The following is a 25,312-nucleotide window of genomic DNA, read 5'->3' as shown; positions in this document are numbered from 1 at the left end:
GCTTTCGGAGGGCGGTGGTCGTGGAGTTCGGACGCTGTCTTCATTGCCCGGCGGTGGTCGGGGTGGGTCCTCACTGCCCTCCGATGGCCGGCCGCGCTGGTGCGTTCGGAGGGGTGACGTTCGACTACTCGTCCACGTGCCGTACCAAGTGAGGAGCACGTGAGGGTGAAGGCTCACGCTCCCGGCGGAGGCGAGGCCGGCCACTCCCCTGGGGCGAGGTCGGCCACCACGCGATGACAACGTGCCAAGCTCTGCCCGCCCCTTGTTCAGGGAGCCAGTTCGCCTGCCGGCATGGTGCCGAGGTTGCGGTCGTTCAGGTCGGCTTGCCTGCCTGCTCGCAGGCCTGTGTCGTAGCCGTCCGGGTCGAGTTGGGTGGCGCGGGCGCGGCGGAGGCCCGGGAAGCGGCGATCGAACTCCGCCTGGACGAGCGCGGTGCGGTCCAGCAGGACGAGTTCGGCGCCTGTGCCCTTGACCTGTTCGGCGACCTCGGCCACCCGTTCCCGCAGCTTGGCCGACACGCCGGAGCCGAACCCGACGTAGAAGGCCCGCCTGAAGTCGGTTGAGGTCCGGGCGCGCCGGTACTTCTCCTCGGCGGTGATGGTGGCCGCCCCGGCGCCGATGATGCTGGAGGTGCCGGGGGCGTCCGTTTTGCCCGTCGGAGCGGAACGGTTCCGGTCGCCGCGACCGATCACGTCCACGAGGGGGGACGTGACGTGCCGGGCAGGGCTCTGATCGGCGGCCCCGGCCCGGTACGCCCGGGAGGTAGAGGCGGCCTCGGCCCCGGGGAAGGTATCCGTTGAGGCGGCCTCGGCCCGATACGGCGGGAAGGTACCCGTTGAGGCGGCCTCGCCCGGGCGGGACGCGAGGAGGCCCGTCGAGGTGGCCTCCGACAGACGGGTCATGTGACGTTGCAGAGCCGGGCCGACCTGGTTCTCCATCTGCAGGGTGATGGAGGGCAGGAGGATCCGCAGGCTGTCGAGGACGGCCTCGGGGCCGATGACCGTCATGGTGACGCGCTTGGCGGCGCGGATGCCGCGGCCCCTGACGCCGGTCCAGTGCTGGGCGCCCTTGCAGCCGAGGGCGTCGCAGACCAGGTGGAGCGCCCAGCAGCGTTCCCTGGCGTGGCCGCCCCGGTTGGACACCTCGAACTCGATGCCGTCGATGGTCTCGCCGCGGCCGGTGGATCCGCGCCGTACCGCGGCGGCGTCCAGGCCGTGCCGGAGCATCAGCGCGGCCGCGTGCGCGGAGGCGACGGCGGCTTCCTCCTCGCCCGTGTTGGGATGTTCGGCGAGGTCGAGCAATCGCCTGACCCGCTCCATGATCTTCGCCCGGGCGGCGTCTTCGGTGTTCGTCAGCACAGGGTCCCTTCGGTCTGTCGAAAGATCGGTAGCCATGTCCGAAGGTACGGCCCCGGCTCGCCCTCGGCGCGGAGTTCGGGGGCCGTCAGTGGACCAGAGGATGGGTCTGCCCCGCCTGGGGCTCTTCCCCGGCAGCCTGAGGCGGTGTGGCGTCACGGTTCGGCTCTGCCGGTGGACCAGGCCCAGGCGGCGACGGCGACGCGGTTCCTGGCGCCGATCTTGCGCTGGACGGACGCGATGTGGTTCTTCACCGTGCCCGGGGCGAGGAAGAGTGTCGTCGCGATCTCGCCGTTCGTCCTGCCCTGGGCGACCAGCTTGACGATCTCGTCCTCACGCTCGGTGAGGACGGCGGCCGGTGTCTCGGCCGGTACGCCTTGCCGTCGGAGCAGCCGGACGGTGAGCTGCGGGCTGATCAGCATGTCGCCGTTCATCGCCGCCCTGACCGCCTCGACGAGCAAGGCGGGGCCGGAGCGCTTGAGGACGAACCCGGAGGCGCCGTGCCGCAGCGCCGCGTGCACGTACTCGTCGAGCCCGAACGTCGTGACGATCACGACGTGGATGCCGGTGTCGGCCAGGGCGCGGGTCACCTCGATGCCATCCGCTCCGGGCATCCGGATGTCGGCGAGCACGACGTCGGGCCGGACCGCCTTGGCGGTCTCGATGGCGGTGCGGCCGTCGGCGGCCTCCGCCACGACCGTCATGTCGGGCTGGGCGTCGAGGATCAGCCTGAAGGCGCTGCGGATGCCTTCCTGGTCGTCGGCGATGAGGATACGGGTGACCACCTGGGAGATTCTGCCAGCGGAAGCCGGGCGGTCAGCGACCAGCCGTCGGTGGCGGGCGCCGCGACCAGCTCGCCCCCCTGTGCGTGGACGAGCGCGGCCAGGCCGGACAGGCCGGAGCCGCCACGCCGCCGGTCACCACCCGGAGGTACGGCAGCCGTCGCACCGCCCCGGCGTACAGGCGGGGCGGATCCGACGCCGTCGTTGGTCATCCTGACCTGGAGCACGCCGGACACGGCGCTGACGTCGATGTCGACCCGGGTGGCGTGGGGAGCGTGCCGCCGGACGTTCGTCAGCCCCTCGATCACGATCCGGTACGCCAACGCCGCGGTCTCCACGGGAACCGTCAGGGACGGGTCCAGCCGTACGCGGGCCTCGGCCCGGCCCGCGGCGGAGAACCGTTCCGCCGCCTCGCGCAGGTCGCCCAGGTCCACCCCCGAGGAGATGGGCCGCTCGTGCCGCAGCATGTCCAGGAACTGGTCCACCGTCGACAAGGCCCGCTGGCCCGCGGCCTCGACGTGCCGCAGCGCCTGCGACGGGTCGCCCGCCACCTGGCCCGCCTGCGCGTGCGCCACCATCTCGCTGATGTCGTGGGCGACGAAGTCGTGCAGGTCTCCGGCCAGCTGCAGCCGCAGGGCGGTCCGGCCGTCGGCCACCGCGCGGAGCTGACGCAGGTTGAGAAAGCGCAGGTAACCGCCCACGGCCGCGGCGACGAGAGCGCCCAGCCCCCAGAACGCGCAGACACCCAGCCCTTCCAGCGGCGAGGCGGGGGTGAAGTACCGCAGCAGCCACACGGCCGCGGCCAGACCCGCCGGCACCGCGAACGGCACGGCCCGGCGTACCGGCGACCATCGCACGACGAGGCCGATGAGGACCATGAGCGCGAGGCTCTCGATCATCCCCAGGGCGTCGGCTCCCCGAGGCGGCGACGCACCGCCGACGTGGGCCAGCGTGGTGGCCAGCGATACGGCCGCGGCCACGCCGGTCGGCACCGGCAGGCGCGGCCTGAGCCGCGGCAGGAACAAAGCGGTCGCCGCCGTGACGACGGGAACCAGCATCGACACGATGACGGCCGCCCCCAGAAAACTCACCCGCCCGACGATACGCCCACCGCGGGGATCGTCCGCCGGGGCCGCCGAGGGGCCCGGCCAGGGGGCTGAGCCAGTGGTCTCCTCCGCCGGGATCGTCCGCCCGCGGTGTGGAGGGGGTTGGCCAGAAGTCTCTTCCACGCCGAGAGTGCCCGCGGACGGTGCTGACGGGCTTGATCAGGGGGCTCCCCGCTGCCGGCAGTGTCGAGGGCACGGTCAGTGGTCTCCCTGCCGGCGGAACCTCTCCTGCAGGTCGGACCAGGGCTTTCATCGGGACGGAGGTGCCGAACGGCACGGTCTCCGGTCGTAAGGGGTGCCGGATGGCATATGTCCCGTCACCTGGCGGTCCGGGACGCTGATTTGCATGGAAACCGTCACTTCTGCCCGGCGAGGCTACGCGGCGGCCGTGTGGGCCGTGGTCTACGGGGTGCTCGGGCTGGCCTGGGCGCTGGGGATGCCCGGCTACCCCTGGGGCCCGACCGACCCGGACCCCGATCGGGCGCTGTCCCTCCTGGCCGGGACGACCCCGCGCTTCGGATGGTGGATCGCCGCCTTCGCCGTGCTCACGCTGATGACCGCGCTCGCGTTGGCCCGCGGCGGCCGCGGCCGCGCGCCCCTGTACGCCGCCTGGCCGGTCGCCGCCGTCCTGGTCCTGGTGATTCCCGACTCCCGGCTGATGATGGGTGTCGCCTATACGCCGCTCCTCCTGGTCGCGCCGATCTTCGGGTGGGGCCTGGGCGGGGCCACCTTCGCCGACGCCTGGCCGTGGCCGGTGCTCAACCAGCTCGTCTGTGTGCTGGGCGGGCTGCTCCTGGCCGCAGCGGCGTCGGCGTACGGCCGGCGAGCCGGCCGTACGAACTGGTTCACGCCGCGGCGGGGACGTACGGCCGTGTACGTGGCCGTCGCGGTGCCGCTGCTGTACTGCCTGACCCGGTGGGCGTGGGCGCTCGGCATCCCGCTCGGGGTGAGCCGGCGGTTCCTGGCCCAGGGTGAGGACGGCCTGTGGCTGGCGGGCGCCTATCTCGCGACCTTCGGCGCGTTCGGCGGTGTGCTCACTCTGGGGCTGACGCAGCGATGGGGCGAGATCTTCCCGCGCTGGATCCCGGGGCTGCGGGGCAGGCGGGTGCCGCCGCTGCTGGCGGTCGTCCCGGCCGGTTTCGTCTCCATCATCATCACCGTGGCAGGGCTGACCTACATCCGGTGGACGATCGCCGGCCGGTTCTCGCTGGACGAGTGGGGGGCCTGGCTGCCGGAATGCTTCTGGCCGGTCTGGGGCGCGGCGCTGGCCACCGCCACCGTCTGCTACCACCACCGCCGCAGGGACGCCCGCACGTCACGCCCCGAAGAGTCCCGCACGTCACACCCCGAAGACCCCCGCACGTCACCCCCCGAAGACCCCCGTGCGCCGGCCCCCGAGAACGTCACAGCGTGACCGCGACTGTCCCACCTCTTGTCACTGGTTGTCATGTTTTTGCAGGTGGCGAGAACAATGGGCGATTGATCTTGAGTGCCGAGGGTAGCCGTTCTGTCAGTGGAACGGCTACCTACACACGGTGGTGAAGATATGGCGTCCGTGGTGGAACGCATCAAGGAGTACCTGCGCAGCCAGAAGGGCCAGGAGCAGGTGGAGAAGGTCAAGACGATGGCCCGGGACCCCGAGAACCAGCGCAAGCTGCGGGAGTTCATGGACCGCTTCCGCAGCAAGAAGCCCCGTCCCTGAATCCCGGCCTCCCGCGGGTCCGGGGTACGGCCGGGGGAGGTCCGTAGGGCCGCCCGCTCACGCGGAGGGAAGTCGGAGCAGGGGGTGCGGGACTTCGGTGTCGGTCGCGGCGATCGGCCACTGGGGGTGATATGAAGAATCACCCCCAGGCCTGGACGGGCTCCGGCCGTCGTCCGGGGGCACTGGTGCGACCTGGGTGCTGCGCGGCCGGTCCGACCTGGCAGGCTTGCCGGTGGAGACCGTACGCGTTCCCCCCGACCCCCGTGGAGGCTGACCTTGCAGGGACCTCTCAGTGACATCGTCGTCCTCGACCTGTCCCGGGCTCTGGCCGGGCCGCATGGAGCGCAGATGCTGGGCGATCTGGGCGCCACGGTGATCAAGGTGGAACATCCCGAGGGTGGCGACGAGTCGCGCGGCTGGGGTCCGCCGTTCGTCGGCCCTTCGGGCGACATTTCCACGTATTTCCTGGCGGCCAACCGCAACAAGCGGTCCATCACCCTCGATCTGAAGTCCGAGGACGGCAAGGAACTGCTCACCCGGCTGGTCAGGCAGAGCGACGTCCTGGTCGAGAACTTCCGCACCGGCGTGCTCGACCGGCTCGGCTTCCCGGTGGAGCGCCTGCACGAGCTCAACCCGCGCCTGGTGATCCTCTCGATCACCGGCTTCGGCCACGACGGCCCCGAGGGCGGGCGCCCGGGGTACGACCAGATCGCGCAGGGCGAGGCGGGCCTGATGAGCCTCACCGGCCCCTCGCCCGACGAGCCGTACCGCGTGGGCGCCTCGATCGCCGACCTGCTCGCGGGCATCCACGGCGCGTACGGCGTGCTCGCCGCCCTCTACGAGAGGGAGCGCACCGGCAAGGGCAAGGTCGTGCGCACGTCCCTGCTGGCCTCGGTGGTCGGCGTGCACTCCTACCACGGCACCGCGTGGACGGTCGGCGGCAAGGTCCCGGCGGCCGGCGGCAACCACCACGCCTCCATCGCCCCGTACGGCGCCTTCCACTGCGCCGACGGCATGATCCAGATCGCGGTCGCCAACGACGCGCAGTGGCGCAAGCTCGCCCCCCTGCTCGGCATCGACCCGGAGAACCCGAAATACGCCGTCAACCGGGAACGCTTCGCGCACCGCGACGAGCTGATCGCCGACATGGAGAAGGCCCTGAGCGCCCACGACCGGGCCCACTGGCTGGCCGCGCTCGCCGAGATCGGCATCCCGGCCGGGGCGATCCGCTCCCTCGACGAGGTGTACGGGTGGGACCAGACACGCTCGCAGGACCTGGTCGTCACCGTCGACCACCCGGCGCTCGGCCGCATCGAGCTGCCGGGCTCGCCGCTCAGGTTCGACGGCGCGCCGCCCGCCGAGCACCTCGCCCCTCCCGCGCTCGGGCAGGACAACGATGCCGTGCTCGAATGGCTGGCGAAGCGGGAAGCGTGATCGAGCCGGTGAACGCGGGCCGTCCCGACGCGCGCACGCTCATCCACACCGTCCTCGACCCCGGGTCGTTCATCTCGTGGGACGAGCCCCCGGCCGATCCCGCCCCTCCGGGCTCGCCGTACGCCGAGGAACTCGCCGCCGTCCGCGCCAAGACCGGGTACGACGAGTCGGTGGTCACCGGGGAGGGGCTGCTGGACGGCCGCCGGGTGGCGGTGATGGTCTGCGAGTTCTCGTTCCTCGCCGGATCGATCGGCGTGGCCGCCGCCGAACGCCTGGTCCGCGCCGTCGAGCGGGCCACCGCCGAGAATCTCCCGCTGCTCGCCGCGCCCGCCTCCGGCGGCACCCGCATGCAGGAGGGCGCGCTGGCGTTCGTCCAGATGATCAAGATCAGCGCCGCCGTCTCCGCCCACCGCGCCGCCGGCCTGCCGTACATCGTCTACCTCCGCCACCCCACCACGGGCGGCGTGTTCGCCTCCTGGGGATCTCTCGGGCACCTCACCGCGGCCGAGCCGGGCGCCCTGATCGGCTTCCTCGGCCCGAGGGTGTTCGAGTCGCTGTACGGCTACCCGTTCCCCGAGGGCGTCCAGACCGCCGAGAACCTCTTCAGGCACGGCCTGGTCGACGCCCTGGTCACGGCCGAGAACGCCCGCGAGATCGCCGTCCGCGCGCTGAACGTCCTGTGCGCGCCCAGGGACGCCGGGCGGCTCGCGCCGGCGCCGGCCGTGATCGAGGAGCCGGAGGAGCACGAGGTCGCCGTCGAGGCCTGGGAGGCCATCAGCCGGTCACGGCGCGACGACCGGCCGAGCGTCCGGGCGCTGCTCAAGCTGGGCGCCACCGACGTCACGCCGCTGAACGGCACCGGCGTGGGCGAGAACGACCCGGGGCTGCTGCTCGCCCTGGCCCGGTTCGGCACGGCGCCCGCCGTCGTGCTCGGCCAGGACCGCCGCCAGCGCCGCCTCGGCCGCCACCTCGGCCCGGCCGGGCTGCGGGTGGCGCGCCGGGGCATGCGCCTGGCGACCGAGCTGGGTCTTCCACTGGTCACCGTGATCGACACGGCCGGTGCGGCGCTGTCCAAGGCCGCCGAGGAGGGCGGGCTGGCCGCCGAGATCGCCCGCTCGCTCGCCGACCTGGTGATGCTCGACGCGCCCACCGTCTGCCTGCTCCTCGGCGAGGGGGCGGGCGGGGCGGCGCTCGCGCTCCTCCCCGCCGACCGGGTGCTCGCCGCCCAGCACGCCTGGCTGTCGCCGCTGCCGCCCGAGGGCGCCTCCGCCCTGCTGTACCGGACGATCGACTTCGCCCCCGAGATCGCCAAGGCGCAGGGAGTGCGGGCGACCGACCTCAGGCGCGACGGCATCGTCGACCGCGTCATCCCCGAGCTCCCCGACGCGGCGTACGAGCCGAGGGCGTTCTGCGAGCGGGTCGCCCGGGCGCTCGAACACGAGATCATCACCCTGCTCGGCCGCCCGCCCGAAGACCGCCTCACCGCCCGCCTCGCCCGGTACCGCCACCTGGGAAGCGCTTAGAAGGGGTGTTCGCGGTGCTACCGGGCCGGGGTCGAGATCGGCACGTCGGGCCACAGCGGCGGGTGCGGAGGCTCCTGGTGCCGCCAGATCTCCTTGCCGTCGGCGTCGTACCCGGTGACGAGATAACCCTTGGCGTAGATGTCACCGTGACGGGGCAGGGGCGCCGAGAACATCCCGACGCTGTGGGTCCACGGATCGAGACTGGTGCGGGCCTCGGCCGACTGCCCGTCCAGGAAGGTCAGCCTCACGCGGGCGGTCCTGGCCGTGGCGAGCCCGATCCAGAAGTCGTCGCGGATCCTCATGGCGTACGGGGAGTCCCCGGACACCTGCCTGGCGAGGACATCCTTGGTGACCGGCCCTTCCACCTCGCTCCTGCCCACCTCCGTGCCGTCGTGCCGCCACACCAGAGTGCCGTCGGTGTGCAGGCGCGCGGTCAGGCCTCCCGGCAGATCCATGTCGGGCTTCACGGCCTTGACGCCCTTGGCGAGGCCCGGCTCGGCAGGCGGCTTCACCCGCTGGACGGTCTTCGCGTCGGAGTCGACGAATTCCACCGACGCGATCTTCTCCTGAGCCATATAGGGCACCACCCATACGGCCGCCGGCGCGCCCTTGGGCCGGTAGATCATGCCGGGGATGGGGCTGCCCCCCTTCTCCCGGCCCCTCACCATGATCACCGGTGAGCGGGCCACGCCGTAGATGAAGCGGTTGTTCGTGAGCGGCCGGTCGTCATCGCTGCCGCCGACGTACCAGGCCTGGTCGCGCGCGTGGGACGGGTCGCGGTCCATCGGGCAGCCGCCGACGCTTCCGCCGTTGTCCGGCTCCTCGAGGGCCGAGCACAGGACGTCGTACTTCGGCGCGTCCTTCGGCACGGGCTTGTCCAGCGCGGGTTGGTAGGCGCTGCGTGAGAACCACAGCATCATGGGCCTGCGGGTGGCGGGGTCCACGATCGCGAGCACCTCACCCGTCGGAGGGTACTCATTGATCAGGGACTTGAACGCGTCCCCGTGCCCCGGCGAGGCCTGGGCGGTCGGGGACGTGCGGACGCCGGCGTCGGGGCCGGCACGCATACCGGAGAGCACCATCGGGACGGCGGTCAGTGCCGCGGCCGCCACGAGCGGGGCGGCGGCCAGCGTCGTCCACCTGCGGCGGCGCGCCTTGTTCGTCCGCCGCTGGACGGCGAGCCAGGCGTGCGGGCTCGTCTCGTAGGTCGCGGCGCGGGCGCGCAGGGCCTCGCGCAGGTCGTCCTCCAGAAGGAACCTGTCGTCAGTCATCGTCCTTCTCCTCCAGGGCACGGCCGAGGGCCGCGATGGCGCGGCTGGTGTGGCTCTTGACGGAGCCGGGAGAGACGCCCATGGCGTCGGCGATCTCGCGTTCGGACAGGTCGAGCCAGTACCGCAGCACGACGGCCTCCCGCTGCCGCCGGGGCAGCCGGTCGACCGCGGTGAGCAGGTCACGGTGCCGTTCGGACACCAGGTACGCGTGCTCGCCGCTCGTCGCGGGCGGCGGCGGCTCGGGGCGGCGCAGCCGTACCAGGCGCAGGTGCCGCAGCCGGTTGCGGGTCAGGTTGCAGACGATCGACCGGAGGTACGGCACGGCGGCGGCGTCGTCGCGCAGCCGGGCCTTTCGCAGGTGCAGACGCGCGAACGCCTCCTGCGCGATGTCCTCCGGGTCATCGGCGCCGAGCAGCCCCGCGAGCCGGACCATCGCCGGGTAGTGCGCGGCGAAGATCTCGGCTAACGTCGGCCGCTCGCGCGATAGTGGGAGAGCTTGGGTCACACTCCAGAGACACTTGCGCCCTGCGCCGGTTGACAGGGGATCGGAATCCGTTCGACGCGGATCGAGTGGACCTCCTCGTGCGGCACCACGACCTCGTACGCGCCGTGGTCGACCATCCAGTAGCCGAGCGCCTCGGCCTTCAGGCCGCTGTGGCCGGTGTAGGCGATGTGGAGGCCGTCGTCGTCCTCGTCGAGGACCACGCAGGGCTCGCCGCCGAACGCGCCGACGGTGCGCAGCAGCACCAGCCACTCGAGGTCCTCGCGCCGGACCTGCCGCCGCCAGTAGCCGCCGACCTGGTCGAAGCCCTCGCGGGGCTCCTCGCTGAACAGGACGACGTCGTCGGGGCCGGGCCCGAGGGCGGCGGCGTACGTTTGCTCGTCGAGGTGGGCGATGAAGCCGAGGCCGACGGGGGCGATGTCGCTCATGCCGCGCGCCGCCAGGTGAGCCCGTCGTACTCGGCGAACCGCCGCTCGGCCCGGTCGGTGAGGTGGCTGATCTCGGCGCCGGCCGGGATCGGCATGGGCGAGGTGTGGAACTGGGGGACGACGTGCTGCCGCGACGTGGTGAACCCGTTCCCGGCGAACGGCGGCGAATCGTTCCAATCTCCGCCCATGTGCGGCCCGTAGGGCACGACATAGACGTCGGTGTCGCGCGCCAGCCACCGAAGGACGTACAGCTCGGGGACGGACGGGGTGAGCTCGGAGCCCTCGAAGGCGAGGTCGAGCGCCGAGACGAGCTGATCGGGGGTGGCCAGCCGCGAGCAGTCCTGCACGCGGTAGACGTAGCCCGAGATGATCGTGCGCTGGCCCGCGAGATAGGGCACCAGCAGCCGCGGCGGGATGACCTTCTGCATCTGCGTTCCTGGCGCCGGTTCGCTCACATCCCGCATTTTACGATCAGCCGAGCTGCGCTTTCGGCTCGGTGGCATAAATATCTTGGCGGCGATGCTCCAGGCAGGGCAGGGTGGCGCGGGCCTGGGCGGTCTCGGCGGGGTCGATCTCGACGACCTGGACGCCCGGCCGGGGGCCCAAATCGGTGCGGACCACCCCCATCGGGTCGACCAGCATGCTCCGGCCGACGCCGAAGGCGTCTTTGGCCTCGGGGTTCGGCGCCTGGCCGACGGCGATGGTCCATGTGGTGTTCTCGATGGCCCTCGCCCGCACCAGCGTCGTCCAGTGCTCTTCCTTCAGCGGGCCGCCGCCCCAGGCGGCCATCACGGCGAAGGTGTCGGCGCCGAGGTCGACCAGGGCGCGGGCCAGCTCCGGGAAGCGGACGTCGTAGCAGGTGATCAGGCCGACGCGCAGCCCGGCCAGCTCCACCACGACCGGCCGGTCGCCCGGCGCGACGAGGTCGGACTCGCGGGCGCCGAACGAGTCGAACAGGTGGATCTTGCGGTAGGCCGCCTGGAGCCGGCCGCGCCGGTCGAGGGCGACCGCCGTGTTGTACACCCGGCCGCCCACCGGCTCGAACGTGCCGAGGAGGACGGCGACCTCGTTCGCCCGGGCGGCGTCGGCGACGGCGGTGACGAAGGGGCCGTCGAGCGGCTCGGCGGACTCGGTGATGCCCGGGCCGAACCTGGTGAGCGTCGCCTCGGGGAACACCGCGAGGGCCGCTCCCCGCGAGGCGGCCTTGCCGAGCGCGTCGCGAACGCACTCCAGGTTGGCCTTGGGATCGGAGGACACCGGGATCTGGCACAGGGCGATGCGTGTCACCGCCCAAGCCTAAGGCGGTTGGGCACGATCTCCCACCAGGTGAGGCAGCGCCACAGCCACTCCGCCGGTCCGTACCTGAAACGGGCCAGCCACCAGCGGGCGAACGCGGCCAGGACGGCGATCGTGACCGCCGCGACGGCGAGCACGCCGGCCCGGGTGCCATCGCCGGTCAGGAGCGGAAGGGCGGCGAGGGTCGCCAGGGTGCCGGCGAGGTAGGCGGTGAGCGCCACGCGCCCGAGCGCCTCCAGCACCCGCGCCGCCCGCCCGCCCGGCCCCGGCCCCCGTCCCGGTCCCGGTTGCGCCTCCCACCCCGGCCCCGGCTCCGGTCGCGTCTCCCGTCCCGGCTCCGGTTCCCGGCCCGGTTCCGGCTCGGGCGGCCATGGGGAGGACCGGCGGCGGAGCAGGAGCAGCACGCCGGTGCAGTACGCGGTCGCGGCGGCGAGGCCGGCGAGCGGGTAGACGCTCACGGTGAAGGGGAAGAGGAACGTCCCCGGGTGCGCCCACAGGTACACCCACGCACCGGTGAGCGCCACCGCGAGCGGCGCGCTGACCGCGAAGACCGGGCCGAGGGCACGCGGTCCGGGCGCGTACCGGATGAACGCCATGCCGAGCAGGAAGAGCCCCGGGACCAGCCAGATGCCTCCGGCGTGGAACAGCGCCGCCCACAGCGTGGCCGCGGCCCCGGCGATCAGCACCGTCCAGGCCGGCAGAAAGGACGCGGGCAGCAGCACGACGGCGCCGATGACGGCGTACGGCAGCAGCACCTCGCCCGGGTCGACCATCTGGTGGAGCAGCCCCAGGCAGGCGAGCACGGCGAGCCTGCGCAGCAGCGCGAGCCGGGGACGGGACGTCCGGTGGGCCGCCGACCGCAGGAACAGCACGAAGCTCACGCCGAACAGGAAGGAGAAGATCGGGAAGAAGCGGCTCTGCAGGAGGTTCTCGACCACCCAGTCGGCAGGGGTGGTGGTGTGCCGGTGGACGGCGCCGACGGTGTGCTGCCAGGTGTTGACGATGGTGATCCCGCAGACGGCGAAGCCGCGCAGCGCGTCCAGCTCCCGGATGCGGCCCGCGGCGGGGGACGCGTGGCCGCCGCGAGCCTGGGCGGACGTCACCAGGGCCGCCTCGGGGGGAGAGGTCCGTGCGAGACGTCCGGTGCCGTCCGAGGAGTCCGGTCGCCGTGGTCACGGCGGGCGCGCGGCGCCGGTCGAGGGCACCGGGGGGCCGGACAATGCCGTAGATCATGCCAAGGGGGTGTGAACCGGGCAATCACCAGAAGAGGCTAGCGTGCCGCGAGCGGATAGGCTGGCGGCCGTGAACGAGCCTCTGGTCAGCCGCATGCGCGAGTTCGGCACGACGGTCTTCGCTGAGATGACGGCCCTCGCCGTCCGCACGGGGTCGATCAACCTCGGCCAGGGTTTCCCCGACACCGACGGCCCGGCGGCCATGCTGGAGCGCGCGGTGGAGGCGATCAGAGGCGGTTCCAACCAGTACCCTCCCGGCCCGGGCCTGCCCGAGCTGCGGCAGGCGGTCGCCGAGCATCGCAAGGAGCGGTACGGGCTGCTGTACGACCCCGACGGCGAGGTGCTGGTGACGGTCGGCGCGACGGAGGCGATCGCGGCGGCCGTCCTCGCGCTCTGCGAGGCCGGCGACGAGGTGATCGTCTTCGAGCCCTACTACGACTCCTACGCGGCGGCGATCGCGCTGGCCGGGGCCGTGCGCAGGCCGGTCGCGCTGCGGCCGGCCGAGGGCCGGTTCACCTTCGACCCGGCCGAGCTGCGCGCCGCCGTCGGCCCGCGCACCCGGGCGATCCTCGTCAACTCCCCGCACAATCCCACCGGCACCGTCTTCACTCCCGAGGAGCTGTCGGCGATCGCGGCCGTCTGCCAGGAGCACGACCTGGTCGCGATCAGCGACGAGGTGTACGAGCACCTCACCTACGACGGCGTGGAGCACCTTCCGATCGCCGCGCTGCCGGGCATGCGCGAGCGCACCGTGATGATCTCCTCCGTGGGCAAGTCCTTCTCGGTGACCGGCTGGAAGACGGGGTGGATCTGCGCGCCCGCTGAGCTGGTGCGGGCGGCGCAGACCGTCAAGCAGTTCCTGACGTTCACCGCCGGGGCCCCGTGGCAGCTGGCGGCGGCCTACGCGCTGCGGCACGAGCTCGGCTGGGTCGACGGGCTGCGCGACGCGCTCGCCACCAAGCGCGACAGGCTGATGGCCGGGCTGTCGGCGGCGGGCTTCGAGGTGTACCGGCCGGCGGGCACCTATTTCGTGCAGACCGACATCCGGCCGCTCGGCTTCACCGACGGGCTCGACCTGGCCAGGCGCCTGCCGGAGCTCGCCGGGGTCGTGGCCATCCCCACCCAGGTCTTCTACGACCGCAAGGAGCTGGGGCGGCCGTTCGTCCGGTTCGCATTCTGCAAGAAGGACGAGATCATCGACGAGGCGGTGTCGCGCCTGGCCCGGCTGCCGAGGTGAGGCCCAGCGCTCTCAGTCGCGGTTGCGGGACGCCTTGCTGCCCGCGTAGACGATGTTGACGATGGCGATCAGCGCGAAGAGCAGGATCAGGGGGGCGGTCCGCGAGGTCACGCTGGCGACCAGCGCCGTCAGGGGGATCGCCAGGGCCACCGATCCGAGGCCGAGGGCCATCTGGGCCCAGTCGGGTCCCGCCTGCCGGCGCCGGGGCGCCTCGGCGGCGAGCCTGGCGTCGATCACCGAGTTGATCCGGTCGACCAGCGACTGGGCCAGCTCCAGCTCGTACTGCGGTCCGAGTTCGCGGTGCGCGGACATGGCGGCGGCGACTTCGTCGCGCTCGATTTTGGGGGCATCCACGCCTTGATTCTGCCTCCGCGGCGGGATTTGCAGCGGGGAGCCGGTATGTCGTTGCGGGACGGATATGTCCGGCAACGATGCCCCGCTGGCCGTGGAGGCCCTTGGGCTCCCGCGCCGCCACGATTCCGGTTGGCGAATTGTTCCTAACAAATCCTGCTTCGTGGGCAATTGTGGCCAATGAGGGAGAGCTACTGGTCTGGATAGCTTCGGGCTGTGGGTGAACGCGTACTGATCGCGCTCGGCGGCAACGCGATGACCGCGCCCGACGGAAGCGCCTCGCCGGTCGACCAGCGGCGGGCGGTCGAGGACGCCATGCGGCGCGTCTCCGCGCACATCGGGGACGGCCACCAGGTCGTCCTCACCCACGGCAACGGTCCCCAGGTGGGCAACCTCCTGCTGAAGAACCAGCTCGCCGCGCACGTGGTGCCCCCCGTACCGCTGGACTGGTGCGGCGCGCAGACCCAGGCGACCATCGGCGTGCTCATCCTGAACGCGCTCGGCCACCGCGCGGCCGTGGTCGTCACCCGAACGCTGGTCGACCCCCGCGACCCGGCGTTCCGTGACCCCGTCAAGCCCATCGGCAGGTACTTCACCGAGGCCGAGGCCCGCCGGTTCGAGAAGCTGGGCCAGAGCTGGCGGGAGTTCCCCGGCAGGGGCTGGAGGCGGGTCGTCGCCTCGCCCGAGCCGCTGGAGATCCTCGACGCCCCCGCCGCGCTCACCCTGATGGAGGCCGGATACACCGTCGTGGTCGCCGGAGGCGGGGGAGTGCCGGTCGTCCGATCCCCGGACGGAGGGCTGACCGGCGTGGAGGCGGTGGTCGACAAGGACGCCGCGGCCGCGGCGCTGGCGCGGGCCGTGGACGCGACCGTGCTCGTCATCGCCACCGACGTCCCCGCGGCCGTCGCCGGGTTCGGCACCGCCGACCCCCGCCCGATCGGCAGGACCACCGTCGGCGAGCTGCGGGAACTGCAGGCCGCCGGGCATTTCGCCGGGGGCAGCATGGGCCCGAAGGTGGAGGCCGCGCTGCGCTTCGCGGCCGGCGGCGGCCGGGCCGTCATCACCTCGCTGGAGAGCATCGGCGAGGCGCTGACCGGCCGCGTCGGCACCGTGGTAGACCCGGCAGCGGGGCCGGGCGGCGCCGGGGACATCGCGTGACGGCCGGGGGTCAACGGTTCGCGCGGCCGGATATATGCCACGCAATGAGTGGAAGGTAGGAGATATGCCGGATCCGATCGAGGTGCGCAAGGTCGCCATCGAGAGCGTCACCGACGCCTCCGGGCTCGAGAAGCTCATCGACGACGGGGTGATCGAGGCCGACCGGGTGCTCGCCGTGATCGGCAAGACCGAGGGCAACGGCGGCGTGAACGACTACACCCGCATCCTCGCCGACCGGGCGTTCCGCGAGGTGCTGGTGGCCAAGGGCACGCGTACGCCGGAGGAGGTCGCGCAGGTGCCGCTGGTGTGGTCCGGCGGTACGGACGGCGTGCTCAGCCCGCACGCGACGATCTTCGCCACCCTCGACCCGTCCACCGTCCAGCCCACCGACGAGCCGCGCGTGTCGGTCGGCGTCGCGATGAGCGAGGTGATCCTCCCCGAGGACATCGGCCGTCCCGCCATGGTGGAGAAGGTCGCCGCCGGGGTACGGGAGGCCATGAAGATCGCGGGCATCGAGGACCCCGCCGACGTCCACTACGTCCAGACCAAGACCCCGCTGCTGACCCTCGCCACCATCACCGACGCCAAGTCGCGCGGCCAGGACGTCGTCACCGAGGACACCGGCCCCTCCATGGACATCTCCAACTCCACCACCGCCCTCGGCATCGCCGTGGCGCTCGGCGAGATCGAGACGCCCACGGCCGAGCAGATCCACAAGGACCTCTCGCTGTACTCCAGCGTCGCCTCCTGCTCCTCAGGGGTCGAGCTCGACCGCGCGCAGATCGTCGTGGTGGGGAACGTGCGCGGCGTCGGCGGCCGGTACCGCATCGGGCACAGCGTCATGAAGGACGCCCTCGACGCCGACGGCATCTGGGAGGCCATCCGTTCCAGCGGGATCGAGCTGCCCGCCCGCCCGCACCCGAGCGACCTCGGCGGCCGGCTGGTCAACGTCTTCATGAAGTGCGAGGCCGACCCGAGCGGGCGGGTGCGCGGGCGCAGGAACATCATGCTCGACGACTCCGACGTGCACTGGCACCGGCAGATCAAGGCCACGGTCGGCGGCGTCGCGGCGAGCGTCACCGGCGACCCCGCCGTCTTCGTCTCCGTCGCCGCCGTCCACCAGGGCCCCTCCGGCGGCGGCCCGGTGGCCGCCATCGCGGACCTCGGCTGAGCCCTTCCTTCGGCCCATGATCTTGGCGATTCGTCGATGATGTCCGCTATGGCGAGGCGGATATGGATGTGGGGCGGCGCGGTGGTGACGGCCGGGGCCGTCGCCGGGCTGGCCGTCTACTTCTCCAAGGTCCCGTTGTCCGAGGCCGACCAGAGGGCCAGCGTGATCGGGGCTCTGGCCGGGCTGGTCGGACTGGCGGTGTCGGTGTACGGCGTGGCGTCCCCGTCCGGCGGACGCCGGCGGGGGTCGCAACGCGCGAAGGCGTCACAGCGGGGGCGGGTGACCCAGATCGGTGGAGATCGGAATCCGTCCGGCGGCCAGGTGGCCGGCTCCGAGGGGCATATGGTCCAGCGGGCCAGGGCGAGGGGCGACGGTGTGATCACCCAGATCGGCGGTGACGACCACGGGCCCGGCGAGGCGTGAAAGGCCGGACGGACGGCGTCGGCCGGGGCCGCCGGCCGGTCAGGGCGCCGGGGCGCGGCCCGGTCCGCCAGCGGGCCGGGGCGTCCGGTGACGGCGCGGTCTACCAGCTGGCGGGAGACCTGCACGAGCACCACCACTACGGGCCGGGCGGCCGCCCACCGCACGGCTCGCCGCCGGGCTTCAGCCCTTGAGGGGGCGGAAGCGGCGCAGCAGGCCGCGCCTCGGGGCAGGGGCGGCGGTCGGGCGGGCGACGGTGACCTCCGCGTGGCCGGACAGGTCGCGCAGGAGGGCCTGGACGCTCTCCTCCTCGCCGCTGACCCCGCCGACCGAGGCCAGGGCGTGCAGCATGGCGCCCTCGATCGCGAACGGCACCGGCCCGGCGACGTCCACGACCACGGCGGCGGCCTCCTCGCCGAGCGCCGCGCGGCAGACCTGCGGCGTCACGGCCTGGATCGGCCGGGCGTCCGCCCGCCACAGCCTCAGCGACTCCGCCGAGGTGAACGCGGGGACGGCCCTCCGGCCGTCGGCGCCGACCAGGACGGGCAGCGCCATCTCGCTTTCCTTCTCCTGCTTGAGCCCGTGCTCGCCGACCTCCGACTCCGTCAGCAGGGCGACGACCGGCACCAGCAGACGCGCCGTGCTCAGGGCCGAGACCACCTCGGTGGCGTCGGCCGTGCCGGCGGCCAGGCCCGCCAGGGCCGCCGCCACGGAGGCGTCGGCGCTGCCGTCGTCGTCGGGGACCAGGGGCTGCGGAATGCTCGGCACGTCACGCGAGCCTACCCGGCCCCCGGCCCGGGGTGCCCGCGCGCCACCCCGGGAGCAGGACCACGCGCCCCTCACGGGCTCCGCGCCCGCCATGGGCTCCGCGCCCGCCATGGGCTCCGCGCCCGCCATGGGCTCCGCCTTCGCGTGGACGTTATCGTCGGCGGGTGAGCTTCGTCGTCGCCGGGGCGGCCCTGCTGGGCCTGGTCGCGGGTCCCTACGTCCGCGCCCTGGCGGCGGGCTTCGCCCCGTACGACGACCTCGACGAAGCGGCCCCCGAGCGCGACCGGCCGGACGCGCCACCTCCGGACGAGGCGGCACGCGATCACCACCCGCGAGACCGGCGCGGTGAGGCGCGGGAGGCCTTCCGGGGGGCGCTGCGCGGCGGGCCGTCGTTCACCTGGCCGCCGCTGGCCGAGATCTGCACCGCCGCCGTCTGCGCCCTGGTCGCCTGGAGGGTGGAAGGCGGCTTCTCCCTGGTCGCCTGGCTGTACGCCGCCGTCGCCGGCTGCGCGCTCGCCGCGATCGACTGGCGGACCCGGCGGCTGCCCGACGTGATCACCCTGTCGTCGTACCCGGTCCTCGCGCTGCTGCTCGCCCCCACCGGGGACCTGCCGGCGGCGCTGCTCGGCGGGCTGGCGCTGGCCGGCGTGTACGGGGTGATGTGGTTCGTACGGCCGGACGCGCTCGGGTTCGGCGACGTCAAGCTCGCCGGGCTCGTCGGCATGCTCGCCGGGACGCTCGGGGTCGACGCCTGGCTGGTGGCGGCGGTCGGCGGGCAGTTCCTCGGCGCCGGGTACGCCGTCGCCCTGCTGGCGACCCGCCGGGGCACGCTGAAGAGCCACTTCCCCCTCGGCCCCTTCATCCTGCTCGGCGCCCTCGCCGCCGTCCTCCTCTGATCGGGCACCCGGGCCGGTGGGCACGCGGCGTGGGCGGCGATGGCAGTAGGCGGTACATGGAAGACTTGTCATCATGTTGCGCTGGTTGACCGCAGGTGAGTCCCACGGACCTGAGCTCGTCGCGATCCTCGAAGGGCTGCCCGCAGGGGTGGAGGTGACGACGGCCGAGCTCCAGCAGGCTCTGGCGAGGCGCCGCCTGGGCTATGGCCGCGGCGCGCGCATGAAGTTCGAGCAGGACGAGGTGAGCGTCGTCGGCGGCGTCCGCCACGGCCGCACCCTCGGCAGCCCGATCGCGATCCGCGTCGGCAACACCGAGTGGCCCAAGTGGGAGACCGTGATGGCGGCCGACCCGGTCGACCCCGAGGTCCTCGCCGCCCAGGCCCGCAACGCCCCCCTGTCGCGTCCCCGCCCCGGCCACGCCGACCTGTCCGGCATGCAGAAGTACGGCTTCGACGACGCCCGGCCGGTCCTCGACCGCGCCAGCGCCCGCGAGACCGCCGCGCGGGTCGCCCTCGGCCAGGTCGCCCGCAACTTCCTCAAGCAGGCGCTCGGGGTCGACATCGTCAGCCACGTCGTCTCGATCGGCACGGTGGAGGCGCCCGCGGGCGTCGTCCCCGCGCCCGCCGACCTCGCGGCCGTCGACGAGCACCCGGTCCGCTGCCTGGACGCCGCCGCCGGCGCCGCCATGATCGAGGAGATCGACACCGCCAAGAAGGAAGGCGACACCCTGGGCGGTGTCGTCGAGGTCCTCGCCTACGGCCTGCCGCCCGGTCTCGGCAGCTACGTCCACTGGGACCGCCGCCTCGACGCGCGCCTCGCCGCGGCCCTCATGGGCATCCAGGCGATCAAGGGGGTGGCGGTCGGCGACGGCTTCGAGACCGCCCGCCGCCGCGGCTCCCAGGCCCACGACGAGATCGAGAACACCGGCGGGGGCGTGCGCCGCGTCACCAACCGCGCGGGCGGCGTCGAGGGCGGCATGACCAACGGCGAGCCGCTGCGGGTCCGCGCCGCGATGAAGCCGATCTCCACCGTGCCGAGGGCGCTGTCCACGGTCGACGTGCTCACCGGCGAGCCCGCCAAGGCGATCAACCAGCGGTCGGATGTCTGCGCCGTTCCCGCCGCCGGTATCGTCGCTGAGGCGATGGTCGCGCTGGTGCTCGCCGACGCGGCCGTCGAGAAGTTCGGTGGCGACTCCGTCGAGGAGGTCGCCCGCAACCTTTCCGGCTACCTCTCGTCCATGGTGATCAAGTGACCTCTCCCAGAGCTGTGCTCATCGGCCCTCCGGGGTCGGGCAAGTCCACCGTCGGCCGCCTGCTGGCCGATCGGCTCGGCGCCGGCTTCCGTGACACCGACGCCGACGTCGAGGCCGTCGCCGGCAAGCCCGTCTCCGACATCTTCGTCGAGGACGGCGAGGAGCGGTTCCGCGCTCTGGAGGCCGAGGCCGTACGGCTGGCGCTCGCCGAGCACGACGGCGTGCTGTCCCTGGGCGGCGGGGCCGTCCTGAACGAGGAGACCCGGCGCCTGCTGGCCGAGCACCACGTGGTCTACCTCCAGGTGGGGCTGTCCGACGCCGTCCAGCGCGTGGGCCTCGCCTCGGCGCGCCCGCTGCTCGTGCTGAACCCGCGCAGCCGCCTTAAGGCCCTCATGGAGGAGCGCCGGCCGATCTACGAGGGGCTGGCCTCGACGATCGTGGTGACCGACGGCCGTACCCCGGACGACGTCGCCGACGAGATCGTGAAGGGGCTCACGGCGTGACCAGCACCCGCATCACCGTCAAGGGCGAGCACCCCTACGACGTCGTCGTCGGGGCGGGGGTGCTCGCCGAGCTGCCCGGTCTGCTCGGCGAAGGGGTGCGCACGGTGGCGGTCGTCCACCCGGCCACCCTGCCGGAGATCGCCCGGCCCGTCTGCGGGGCCCTGGAGGCCGCGGGTCACTCCGTCGTGCCGCTGCCGGTGCCCGACGGCGAGGGCGCCAAGTCCGTCGAGGTGGCCGCCGAGCTGTGGTCGGCGTTCGGCCGGCACGGCGTCACCCGGTCCGACGCCGTCGTGGGCGTCGGGGGCGGGGCCACCACCGACCTCGCCGGGTTCGTCGCCGCCACCTGGCTGCGCGGCGTCAAGGTCGTCCAGGTGCCGACCACGCTGCTCGCCATGGTCGACGCGGCGGTGGGCGGCAAGACCGGCATCAACACCCCCGAGGGCAAGAACCTCGTCGGCTCGTTCCACCCGCCGGCGGGCGTGCTGTGCGACCTCGCCACCCTGGTCACCGTGCCGCGCGACGACTACGTCGCCGGCCTCGCCGAGATCATCAAGGGCGGCTTCATCGCCGACCCGGAGATCCTGCGCCTCGTCGAGGACGACCCCGAGGGCGCCCGCGAGCCCGACGGCCGCCACACCCGCGAGCTGATCGAGCGCAAGATCCAGATCAAGGCCGACGTCGTGGGGGCCGACCTGCGCGAGTCCGGCCTGCGGGAGATCCTCAACTACGGCCACACCCTCGCCCACGCCGTCGAGCGCGTCGAGGACTACCGCATGCGGCACGGCGAGGCCGTCGCCATCGGCATGGTGTACGCCGCCGCGCTGTCCCACCTGTCCGGCCACGCGCCCGCGGAGATCGTCGAGCGCACCAGGTCGATCCTGGCCTCGGTCGGGCTCCCGACGTCGTACCGCCACGAGGCGTGGCCGCAGCTGCGCGACCACATGCGGGTCGACAAGAAGAACCGCGGAGCCAGGCAGCGCTTCGTCATCCTCGACGACATCGCCAAGGTCACCAGGCTGGAGGACCCCTCGGAGAAGCTCCTGGAGGCGGCCTACCGGGAGGTCGCGAGGTGACCGCGGAGCTCGACATGACCGGCGCGATCGACAAGGGCAGGACGGCGGCGTGATGAGGACGGTCTTCGTGTTGAACGGGCCCAACCTGTCGAGGCTCGGCACCCGCGAGCCCGACGTGTACGGAGCCCAGACCTTCGACGACCTCGAGGGGCTGTGCCGGCAGACCGGCAGGGAGCTCGGGCTCGCGGTCGACGTCCGGCAGACCGACGACGAGGCCGAGCTGGTCTCGTGGATCCACGAGGCGGCCGACGGCGCCATCCCCGTCGTCCTGAACCCCGCCGCGTTCACCCACTACTCCTACGCGCTGCGCGACGCCATCGCCCAGCGCACGGCGCCGCTGATCGAGGTGCACATCTCCAACCCCGCCTCCCGGGAGGAGTTCCGCCACACCTCGGTGGTCGCCGCCGTGGCGAGCGGCACGATCGCCGGGTTCGGCCTGCGCTCCTACGAGCTGGCCCTGCGCGCCATCGCGGAGGACGGCCGGTGAAGGCGTACACCTCCTACGTCGCGATCGGCGACAGTTTCACCGAAGGGCTCAACGACCCGGGCGAGAACGGCCGCTTCCGCGGCTGGGCCGACCGGGTGGCCGAGCGGCTGGCCGCCCTCGACCCCGGCTTCCGCTACGCCAACCTGGCGGTGCGCGGCAAGCTGCTCGACCAGATCGTCCAGGACCAGGTCCCGGTGGCGATCGACCTCAAGCCCGACCTGATCACCTTCTGCGCCGGCGGCAACGACCTGCTCCGGCCGGGCGCCGACCCCGACGGCCTGGCCAAGACGCTCGCCCGGGCCGTCCGCGATCTGCGCGCCACCGGGGCCGACGTCGTGCTGTTCACCGGCGTCGACCCTCGTGACACCCCGCTCATGCGCCAGATCCGCGGCAAGTGCGCGGTGTTCTACCTGCACATCCGGTCGATCGCCGACCTGTACGGCTGCCATGTCGTCGACCAGTGGTCGATGCAGTCCATCCGCGACTGGCGGGCGTGGAGCGAGGACCGGCTCCACATGAACGCCGAGGGGCACCGGCTGGTCGCCGCGAAGGTGTGCCGGGTCCTCGGCGTGCCGTCCGACGACGACTGGCGCCACACCTGGCCCCCGAGGGAGCGGGTCGACCGCAGGACCAAGCTCCGCGAGGACCGCCAGTGGCTCCGCGAACACATGCTCCCCTGGATCGGCCGCCGCCTCCGCGGCACCTCCTCCGGCGACACCGTGACCCCCAAACGCCCCAACCTGGACCCGTACGCCTGATCACGCGGCGCGTCCCGGCGCGCGTGATCAATCTCACACCGGCTGGTGAGGGGGAGGGCGGGAAGGCCCACTCGTTCTCCACCTGAGTCCCGTGTCGGTTGGGGCGCGGTCTTCCCGCAGGGAAGCGCTGGGGGCCGCAGTGGGTCCCAGCGCTCAGGATGACGCGGCGGTGAGGCGGCGGAGGGCGGCGCGGACCTTCTGGGGATCGGTGGTGGTCCAGAAGGGGGGAATGGACGCCTTCAGGAAGCTTCCGTAACGGGCCGTCTCCAGGCGCGGGTCGAGGACGGCCACGACGCCCTTGTCGTGCTGGCTGCGCAGCAGGCGTCCGGTGCCCTGGGCCAGCAGGAGCGCGGCGTGGGTCGCGGCGACCGCCATGAAGCCGTTGCCGCCGCGCGCCGCGACGTGCCGCTGCCGGGCCGAGGCCAGTGGGTCGTCGGGCCGGGGGAACGGGATGCGGTCGATGATCACCAGGCTCAGCGAGGGGCCGGGCACGTCGACGCCCTGCCACAGCGAGAGCGTGCCGAACAGGCAGGTCTCCGGGTCCTCGGCGAACTGCTTGACCAGCAGCGAGGTGGAGTCGTCGCCCTGGCAGAGCAGCGGCATCTGGATGCGCTCGCGCAGCGCCTCGGTGGCGGCCTTGGCGGCGCGCATGGACGAGAACAGGCCGAGCGTACGGCCGCCGGCCGCCTCGATCAGCTCCGCGATCTCGTCGAGGTACTCCTGCGGGAGGCCGTCGCGTCCGGGCTGGGGCAGGTGCTTGGCGATGTAGAGGATGCCGCTGCGCGGGTGGTCGAACGGCGATCCGACGTCGAGGCCAGTCCACGGCTTCGGCCTGCCCGCCGCCCGCTCGCCGTCCTCGCCGGAGCGACCGGTGCCGGCGCCGTCCCCTGAGCCGTCGTCGGGGACGGCCGGCTGGTCGGGGCGGGCGGGGCCGAGGCCCCACTGGCGGGCCATGCCCTCGAAGGTGCCCCCGAGGGCCAGTGTGGCGCTGGTGAGGATCACGGTGCGGTCGGCGAACAGCTTCTCGCGGAGCATGCCGCCGACGCTCAGCGGCGCGACCTTCAGCACGGCCGGACGGCGGTCGGTGGCGGCCTCCAGCCACACCACCTCGGCGCGGTCGACCTCCGAGTCGCCGCCGAAGGCCTCCAGCATGCGCACGGCGGTGTCGTGGACCTCGTCGAGCGCCGTGAAGGCCGCCTTGCGCTGCCCCGCCTGCTCGGGGTCGTCGTTCTTGCCGCCGCCCCAGTTGTCGCCGCCGCGCGGCCCCATCGCGGTGAGGCAGGTGAACGCGGCGTCGCGCAGCACCGTCAAGGTCGTGCCGAGGACCTGCGGAAGCTGGTCGAGACGCCCGGGAGGGGCGGCCGCCAGCAGCGCCTTGAGGTCCTCCCCGGCCGCCTGGAGGCGGTCGGCGACGCCCTGCTCGATGAGCCGCCCGACGCGGCGTACGGCCATGGACACCGTGGTCTCGGACAGCTCGTCGGTGACCACGCTCGTGACCCGGTCGACCAGCTCGTGGGCCTCGTCGACCACCACGACGTCGTGCTCGGGCAGGACGGCGAACTCCTCCATGGCGTCGATGGCGAGCAGCGCGTGGTTGGTGACCACCACGTCGACCTGGCCGGCGCGCTCCCTGGCCTGCTCGGCGAAGCATTCGGCCCCGCTCGGGCAGCGCTGCGCGCCGAGGCATTCCTTGGCGCTGACGGAGAACTGCCGCCAGGCCTGCTCGTTGACGCCCGGCACCAGCTCGTCGCGGTCGCCGGTCTCGGTCTCCTCGGCCCACTCCTGGATGCGCTGCACCATGCGGCCGGTGGCGCTGACCTCGCGCGGGTCGAAGAGCTGGTCCTCCTCGTCGTCGGGCCAGACGGCCGTCACCTTGTAGCGGCAGAGATAGTTTCGCCTTCCCTTCAGGATGGCGAACTGTGGCTCGTGGGGGAGTTGGTCGGCCAGGGCCTCCGAGAGGCGCGGGAGGTCGCGGTCGACGAGCTGGCGCTGGAGGGCGATCGTCGCGGTGGAGACGACCACGGCGGTGTCCGACTCGATCGCGTGACGGATCGCGGGCACGAGGTACGCCAGGGACTTGCCGGTGCCGGTGCCGGCCTGGACGGCGACGTGCTCGTCGTGCTCGATGGCGTGCCGCACGGCCTGTGCCATCTTCACCTGGCCCGGACGCTCCACGCCGCCCACGGCGGCGACCGCGGCGCTCAGCAGCTCCTCGACGGGAGGCAGGTCGTCGTCCTCCGCCTCGTCGAAGCCGTCGCCGGGCTCGTCGAAGCCGTCGCCGGCGTCGTCGTAGGGGTCTTCGGCGGTGCCGATCACGTCTTCGGTGGCGGTGATGGAGTCGTCGAGCACGACAGGAAACGCTACCGGCCGCTAGGGGGTCGCCGCGCCCGGAGCGGTGAGGCGACTCGCGGTGCGTTCCGGGTCCATCTCGGCATTCCGGAACCCGAACGGCGGTTCCCGTGGCACACTGTCGGAGCCGGGTCAGGGGGGTCGACGACGGCGACCCGCCATTCGCTCGCCCGCGGCAGGGGGCCGCTCGCGCGGAGCGGGCCATGAGGTCTGCCATGACGGCGAGGTCTACTGTTCGGTAGGGTTTCCTGAGGTCGA

27 protein-coding genes are annotated in these 25,312 nt (G+C 73.0%); 15 read left to right on the top strand and 12 right to left on the bottom strand.

Annotated features, from left to right (window positions below; all coding sequences use genetic code 11):
- Positions 1-266: 266 nt before the first annotated feature.
- From KIK05_RS23325 to KIK05_RS23315, 3 genes are all read right to left on the bottom strand, one after another.
- Complete coding sequence (locus tag KIK05_RS23325) at positions 267-1,358, bottom strand: DUF2786 domain-containing protein (protein ID WP_214412918.1); 1,092 nt, start codon at positions 1,356-1,358, stop codon at positions 267-269.
- 152 nt (positions 1,359-1,510) lie between these two features.
- Positions 1,511-2,140 (bottom strand): response regulator, encoded by a 630-nt coding sequence (locus KIK05_RS23320; RefSeq protein WP_214412917.1) that lies wholly within the window; start codon positions 2,138-2,140, stop codon positions 1,511-1,513.
- Positions 2,080-3,228 carry a sensor histidine kinase gene (locus KIK05_RS23315; RefSeq protein ID WP_214412916.1) on the bottom strand — a complete coding sequence of 383 codons (1,149 nt, stop codon included), beginning with the start codon at positions 3,226-3,228 and terminating at the stop codon, positions 2,080-2,082. The genes KIK05_RS23320 and KIK05_RS23315 overlap by 61 nt, the downstream gene beginning before the upstream one ends.
- Positions 3,229-3,589: 361 nt before the next feature.
- Here KIK05_RS23315 and KIK05_RS23310 point away from each other — a divergent pair, with 361 nt between their 5' ends.
- The 4 genes from KIK05_RS23310 (at position 3,590) to KIK05_RS23295 (ending at position 7,902) form a co-directional block, all read left to right on the top strand.
- Positions 3,590-4,657 (top strand): hypothetical protein, encoded by a 1,068-nt coding sequence (locus KIK05_RS23310; RefSeq protein ID WP_214412915.1) that lies wholly within the window; start codon positions 3,590-3,592, stop codon positions 4,655-4,657.
- 132 nt (positions 4,658-4,789) lie between these two features.
- Positions 4,790-4,945, top strand: coding sequence for a hypothetical protein (locus tag KIK05_RS23305; protein WP_214412914.1), 156 nt, complete (start codon positions 4,790-4,792; stop codon positions 4,943-4,945).
- A 276-nt stretch (positions 4,946-5,221) separates the two neighbouring features.
- Entirely contained in the window at positions 5,222-6,379 is a 1,158-nt protein-coding gene (locus KIK05_RS23300; protein WP_214412913.1) for a CaiB/BaiF CoA transferase family protein, read from the top strand.
- The gene (locus tag KIK05_RS23295) at positions 6,355-7,902 is read left to right on the top strand and encodes a carboxyl transferase domain-containing protein (RefSeq protein ID WP_214412912.1); all 1,548 of its coding nucleotides are present in this window, start codon (positions 6,355-6,357) and stop codon (positions 7,900-7,902) included. The genes KIK05_RS23300 and KIK05_RS23295 overlap by 25 nt, the downstream gene beginning before the upstream one ends.
- A 17-nt stretch (positions 7,903-7,919) precedes the next feature.
- Here the strand turns inward: KIK05_RS23295 and KIK05_RS23290 are convergent, their stop codons facing one another.
- From KIK05_RS23290 to KIK05_RS48985, 6 genes are read right to left on the bottom strand one after another with little or no spacing between them, the layout of a single operon-like run.
- Positions 7,920-9,173: a hypothetical protein gene (locus KIK05_RS23290; RefSeq protein WP_214412911.1), complete on the bottom strand. Its 1,254-nt coding sequence runs from the start codon at positions 9,171-9,173 to the stop codon at positions 7,920-7,922.
- Positions 9,166-9,678, bottom strand: a complete 513-nt coding sequence (locus KIK05_RS23285; protein ID WP_308250077.1) for a SigE family RNA polymerase sigma factor — start codon at positions 9,676-9,678, stop codon at positions 9,166-9,168. The genes KIK05_RS23290 and KIK05_RS23285 overlap by 8 nt, the downstream gene beginning before the upstream one ends.
- The gene (locus KIK05_RS23280; protein WP_214412910.1) at positions 9,675-10,103 is read right to left on the bottom strand and encodes a UCP033725 family protein; all 429 of its coding nucleotides are present in this window, start codon (positions 10,101-10,103) and stop codon (positions 9,675-9,677) included. The genes KIK05_RS23285 and KIK05_RS23280 overlap by 4 nt, the downstream gene beginning before the upstream one ends.
- Positions 10,100-10,558: a hypothetical protein gene (locus tag KIK05_RS23275; protein WP_308250076.1), complete on the bottom strand. Its 459-nt coding sequence runs from the start codon at positions 10,556-10,558 to the stop codon at positions 10,100-10,102. The genes KIK05_RS23280 and KIK05_RS23275 overlap by 4 nt, the downstream gene beginning before the upstream one ends.
- A 16-nt stretch (positions 10,559-10,574) precedes the next feature.
- Positions 10,575-11,390, bottom strand: a complete 816-nt coding sequence (locus KIK05_RS23270) for a carbon-nitrogen hydrolase family protein (RefSeq protein ID WP_214412909.1) — start codon at positions 11,388-11,390, stop codon at positions 10,575-10,577.
- Complete coding sequence (locus tag KIK05_RS48985) at positions 11,387-12,502, bottom strand: DUF418 domain-containing protein (RefSeq protein ID WP_214412908.1); 1,116 nt, start codon at positions 12,500-12,502, stop codon at positions 11,387-11,389. The genes KIK05_RS23270 and KIK05_RS48985 overlap by 4 nt, the downstream gene beginning before the upstream one ends.
- 199 nt (positions 12,503-12,701) lie before the next feature.
- Here KIK05_RS48985 and KIK05_RS23260 point away from each other — a divergent pair, with 199 nt between their 5' ends.
- Positions 12,702-13,868: a pyridoxal phosphate-dependent aminotransferase gene (locus KIK05_RS23260; protein ID WP_214412907.1), complete on the top strand. Its 1,167-nt coding sequence runs from the start codon at positions 12,702-12,704 to the stop codon at positions 13,866-13,868.
- Positions 13,869-13,880: 12 nt separating this feature from the next.
- Here the strand turns inward: KIK05_RS23260 and KIK05_RS23255 are convergent, their stop codons facing one another.
- Positions 13,881-14,222, bottom strand: coding sequence for a hypothetical protein (locus KIK05_RS23255; protein WP_214412906.1), 342 nt, complete (start codon positions 14,220-14,222; stop codon positions 13,881-13,883).
- Between the two features lie 213 nt (positions 14,223-14,435).
- Here KIK05_RS23255 and KIK05_RS23250 point away from each other — a divergent pair, with 213 nt between their 5' ends.
- The 4 genes from KIK05_RS23250 to KIK05_RS48260 all read left to right on the top strand — a co-directional run bounded on the left by KIK05_RS23250 (position 14,436) and on the right by KIK05_RS48260 (position 17,162).
- Positions 14,436-15,377: a carbamate kinase gene (locus tag KIK05_RS23250; protein ID WP_308250075.1), complete on the top strand. Its 942-nt coding sequence runs from the start codon at positions 14,436-14,438 to the stop codon at positions 15,375-15,377.
- Positions 15,378-15,441: 64 nt separating this feature from the next.
- Positions 15,442-16,548: a barbiturase gene (gene bar, locus KIK05_RS23245; RefSeq protein WP_214412905.1), complete on the top strand. Its 1,107-nt coding sequence runs from the start codon at positions 15,442-15,444 to the stop codon at positions 16,546-16,548.
- A 48-nt stretch (positions 16,549-16,596) separates the two neighbouring features.
- The gene (locus KIK05_RS23240) at positions 16,597-16,971 is read left to right on the top strand and encodes a hypothetical protein (protein ID WP_214412904.1); all 375 of its coding nucleotides are present in this window, start codon (positions 16,597-16,599) and stop codon (positions 16,969-16,971) included.
- Complete coding sequence (locus tag KIK05_RS48260; protein WP_214412903.1) at positions 16,968-17,162, top strand: hypothetical protein; 195 nt, start codon at positions 16,968-16,970, stop codon at positions 17,160-17,162. Before KIK05_RS23240 ends, KIK05_RS48260 begins: the two co-directional genes overlap by 4 nt.
- Here the strand turns inward: KIK05_RS48260 and KIK05_RS23230 are convergent.
- Positions 17,152-17,736: an SseB family protein gene (locus KIK05_RS23230; protein ID WP_214412902.1), complete on the bottom strand. Its 585-nt coding sequence runs from the start codon at positions 17,734-17,736 to the stop codon at positions 17,152-17,154. The two genes, KIK05_RS48260 and KIK05_RS23230, sit on opposite strands and share 11 nt — an antisense overlap.
- 164 nt (positions 17,737-17,900) lie before the next feature.
- Between KIK05_RS23230 and KIK05_RS48980 the strand changes: the two genes are divergently transcribed.
- The 6 genes from KIK05_RS48980 to KIK05_RS23200 all read left to right on the top strand — a co-directional run bounded on the left by KIK05_RS48980 (position 17,901) and on the right by KIK05_RS23200 (position 22,705).
- Positions 17,901-18,632 carry a prepilin peptidase gene (locus KIK05_RS48980; protein WP_214412901.1) on the top strand — a complete coding sequence of 244 codons (732 nt, stop codon included), beginning with the start codon at positions 17,901-17,903 and terminating at the stop codon, positions 18,630-18,632.
- A 73-nt stretch (positions 18,633-18,705) separates the two neighbouring features.
- Positions 18,706-19,884 (top strand): chorismate synthase, encoded by a 1,179-nt coding sequence (gene aroC / locus KIK05_RS23220; protein ID WP_214412900.1) that lies wholly within the window; start codon positions 18,706-18,708, stop codon positions 19,882-19,884.
- Positions 19,881-20,387: a shikimate kinase gene (locus KIK05_RS23215; RefSeq protein ID WP_214412899.1), complete on the top strand. Its 507-nt coding sequence runs from the start codon at positions 19,881-19,883 to the stop codon at positions 20,385-20,387. The genes aroC and KIK05_RS23215 overlap by 4 nt, the downstream gene beginning before the upstream one ends.
- The gene (gene aroB / locus KIK05_RS23210; RefSeq protein WP_214412898.1) at positions 20,384-21,460 is read left to right on the top strand and encodes a 3-dehydroquinate synthase; all 1,077 of its coding nucleotides are present in this window, start codon (positions 20,384-20,386) and stop codon (positions 21,458-21,460) included. Before KIK05_RS23215 ends, aroB begins: the two co-directional genes overlap by 4 nt.
- 52 nt (positions 21,461-21,512) lie before the next feature.
- Positions 21,513-21,947, top strand: a complete 435-nt coding sequence (gene aroQ / locus KIK05_RS23205; protein ID WP_214412951.1) for a type II 3-dehydroquinate dehydratase — start codon at positions 21,513-21,515, stop codon at positions 21,945-21,947.
- Positions 21,944-22,705 (top strand): SGNH/GDSL hydrolase family protein, encoded by a 762-nt coding sequence (locus KIK05_RS23200; RefSeq protein WP_214412897.1) that lies wholly within the window; start codon positions 21,944-21,946, stop codon positions 22,703-22,705. Before aroQ ends, KIK05_RS23200 begins: the two co-directional genes overlap by 4 nt.
- 153 nt (positions 22,706-22,858) lie before the next feature.
- Here the strand turns inward: KIK05_RS23200 and KIK05_RS23195 are convergent, their stop codons facing one another.
- Positions 22,859-24,931 (bottom strand): ATP-dependent DNA helicase, encoded by a 2,073-nt coding sequence (locus tag KIK05_RS23195; RefSeq protein ID WP_214412950.1) that lies wholly within the window; start codon positions 24,929-24,931, stop codon positions 22,859-22,861.
- Positions 24,932-25,312: the final 381 nt, after the last annotated feature.

The sequence above is a fragment of the Sphaerisporangium fuscum genome (assembly GCF_018531465.1).
Taxonomy (GTDB): Bacteria; Actinomycetota; Actinomycetes; order Streptosporangiales; family Streptosporangiaceae; genus Sphaerisporangium; species Sphaerisporangium fuscum.
This window is presented reverse-complemented; position numbering and strand designations above follow the sequence as displayed.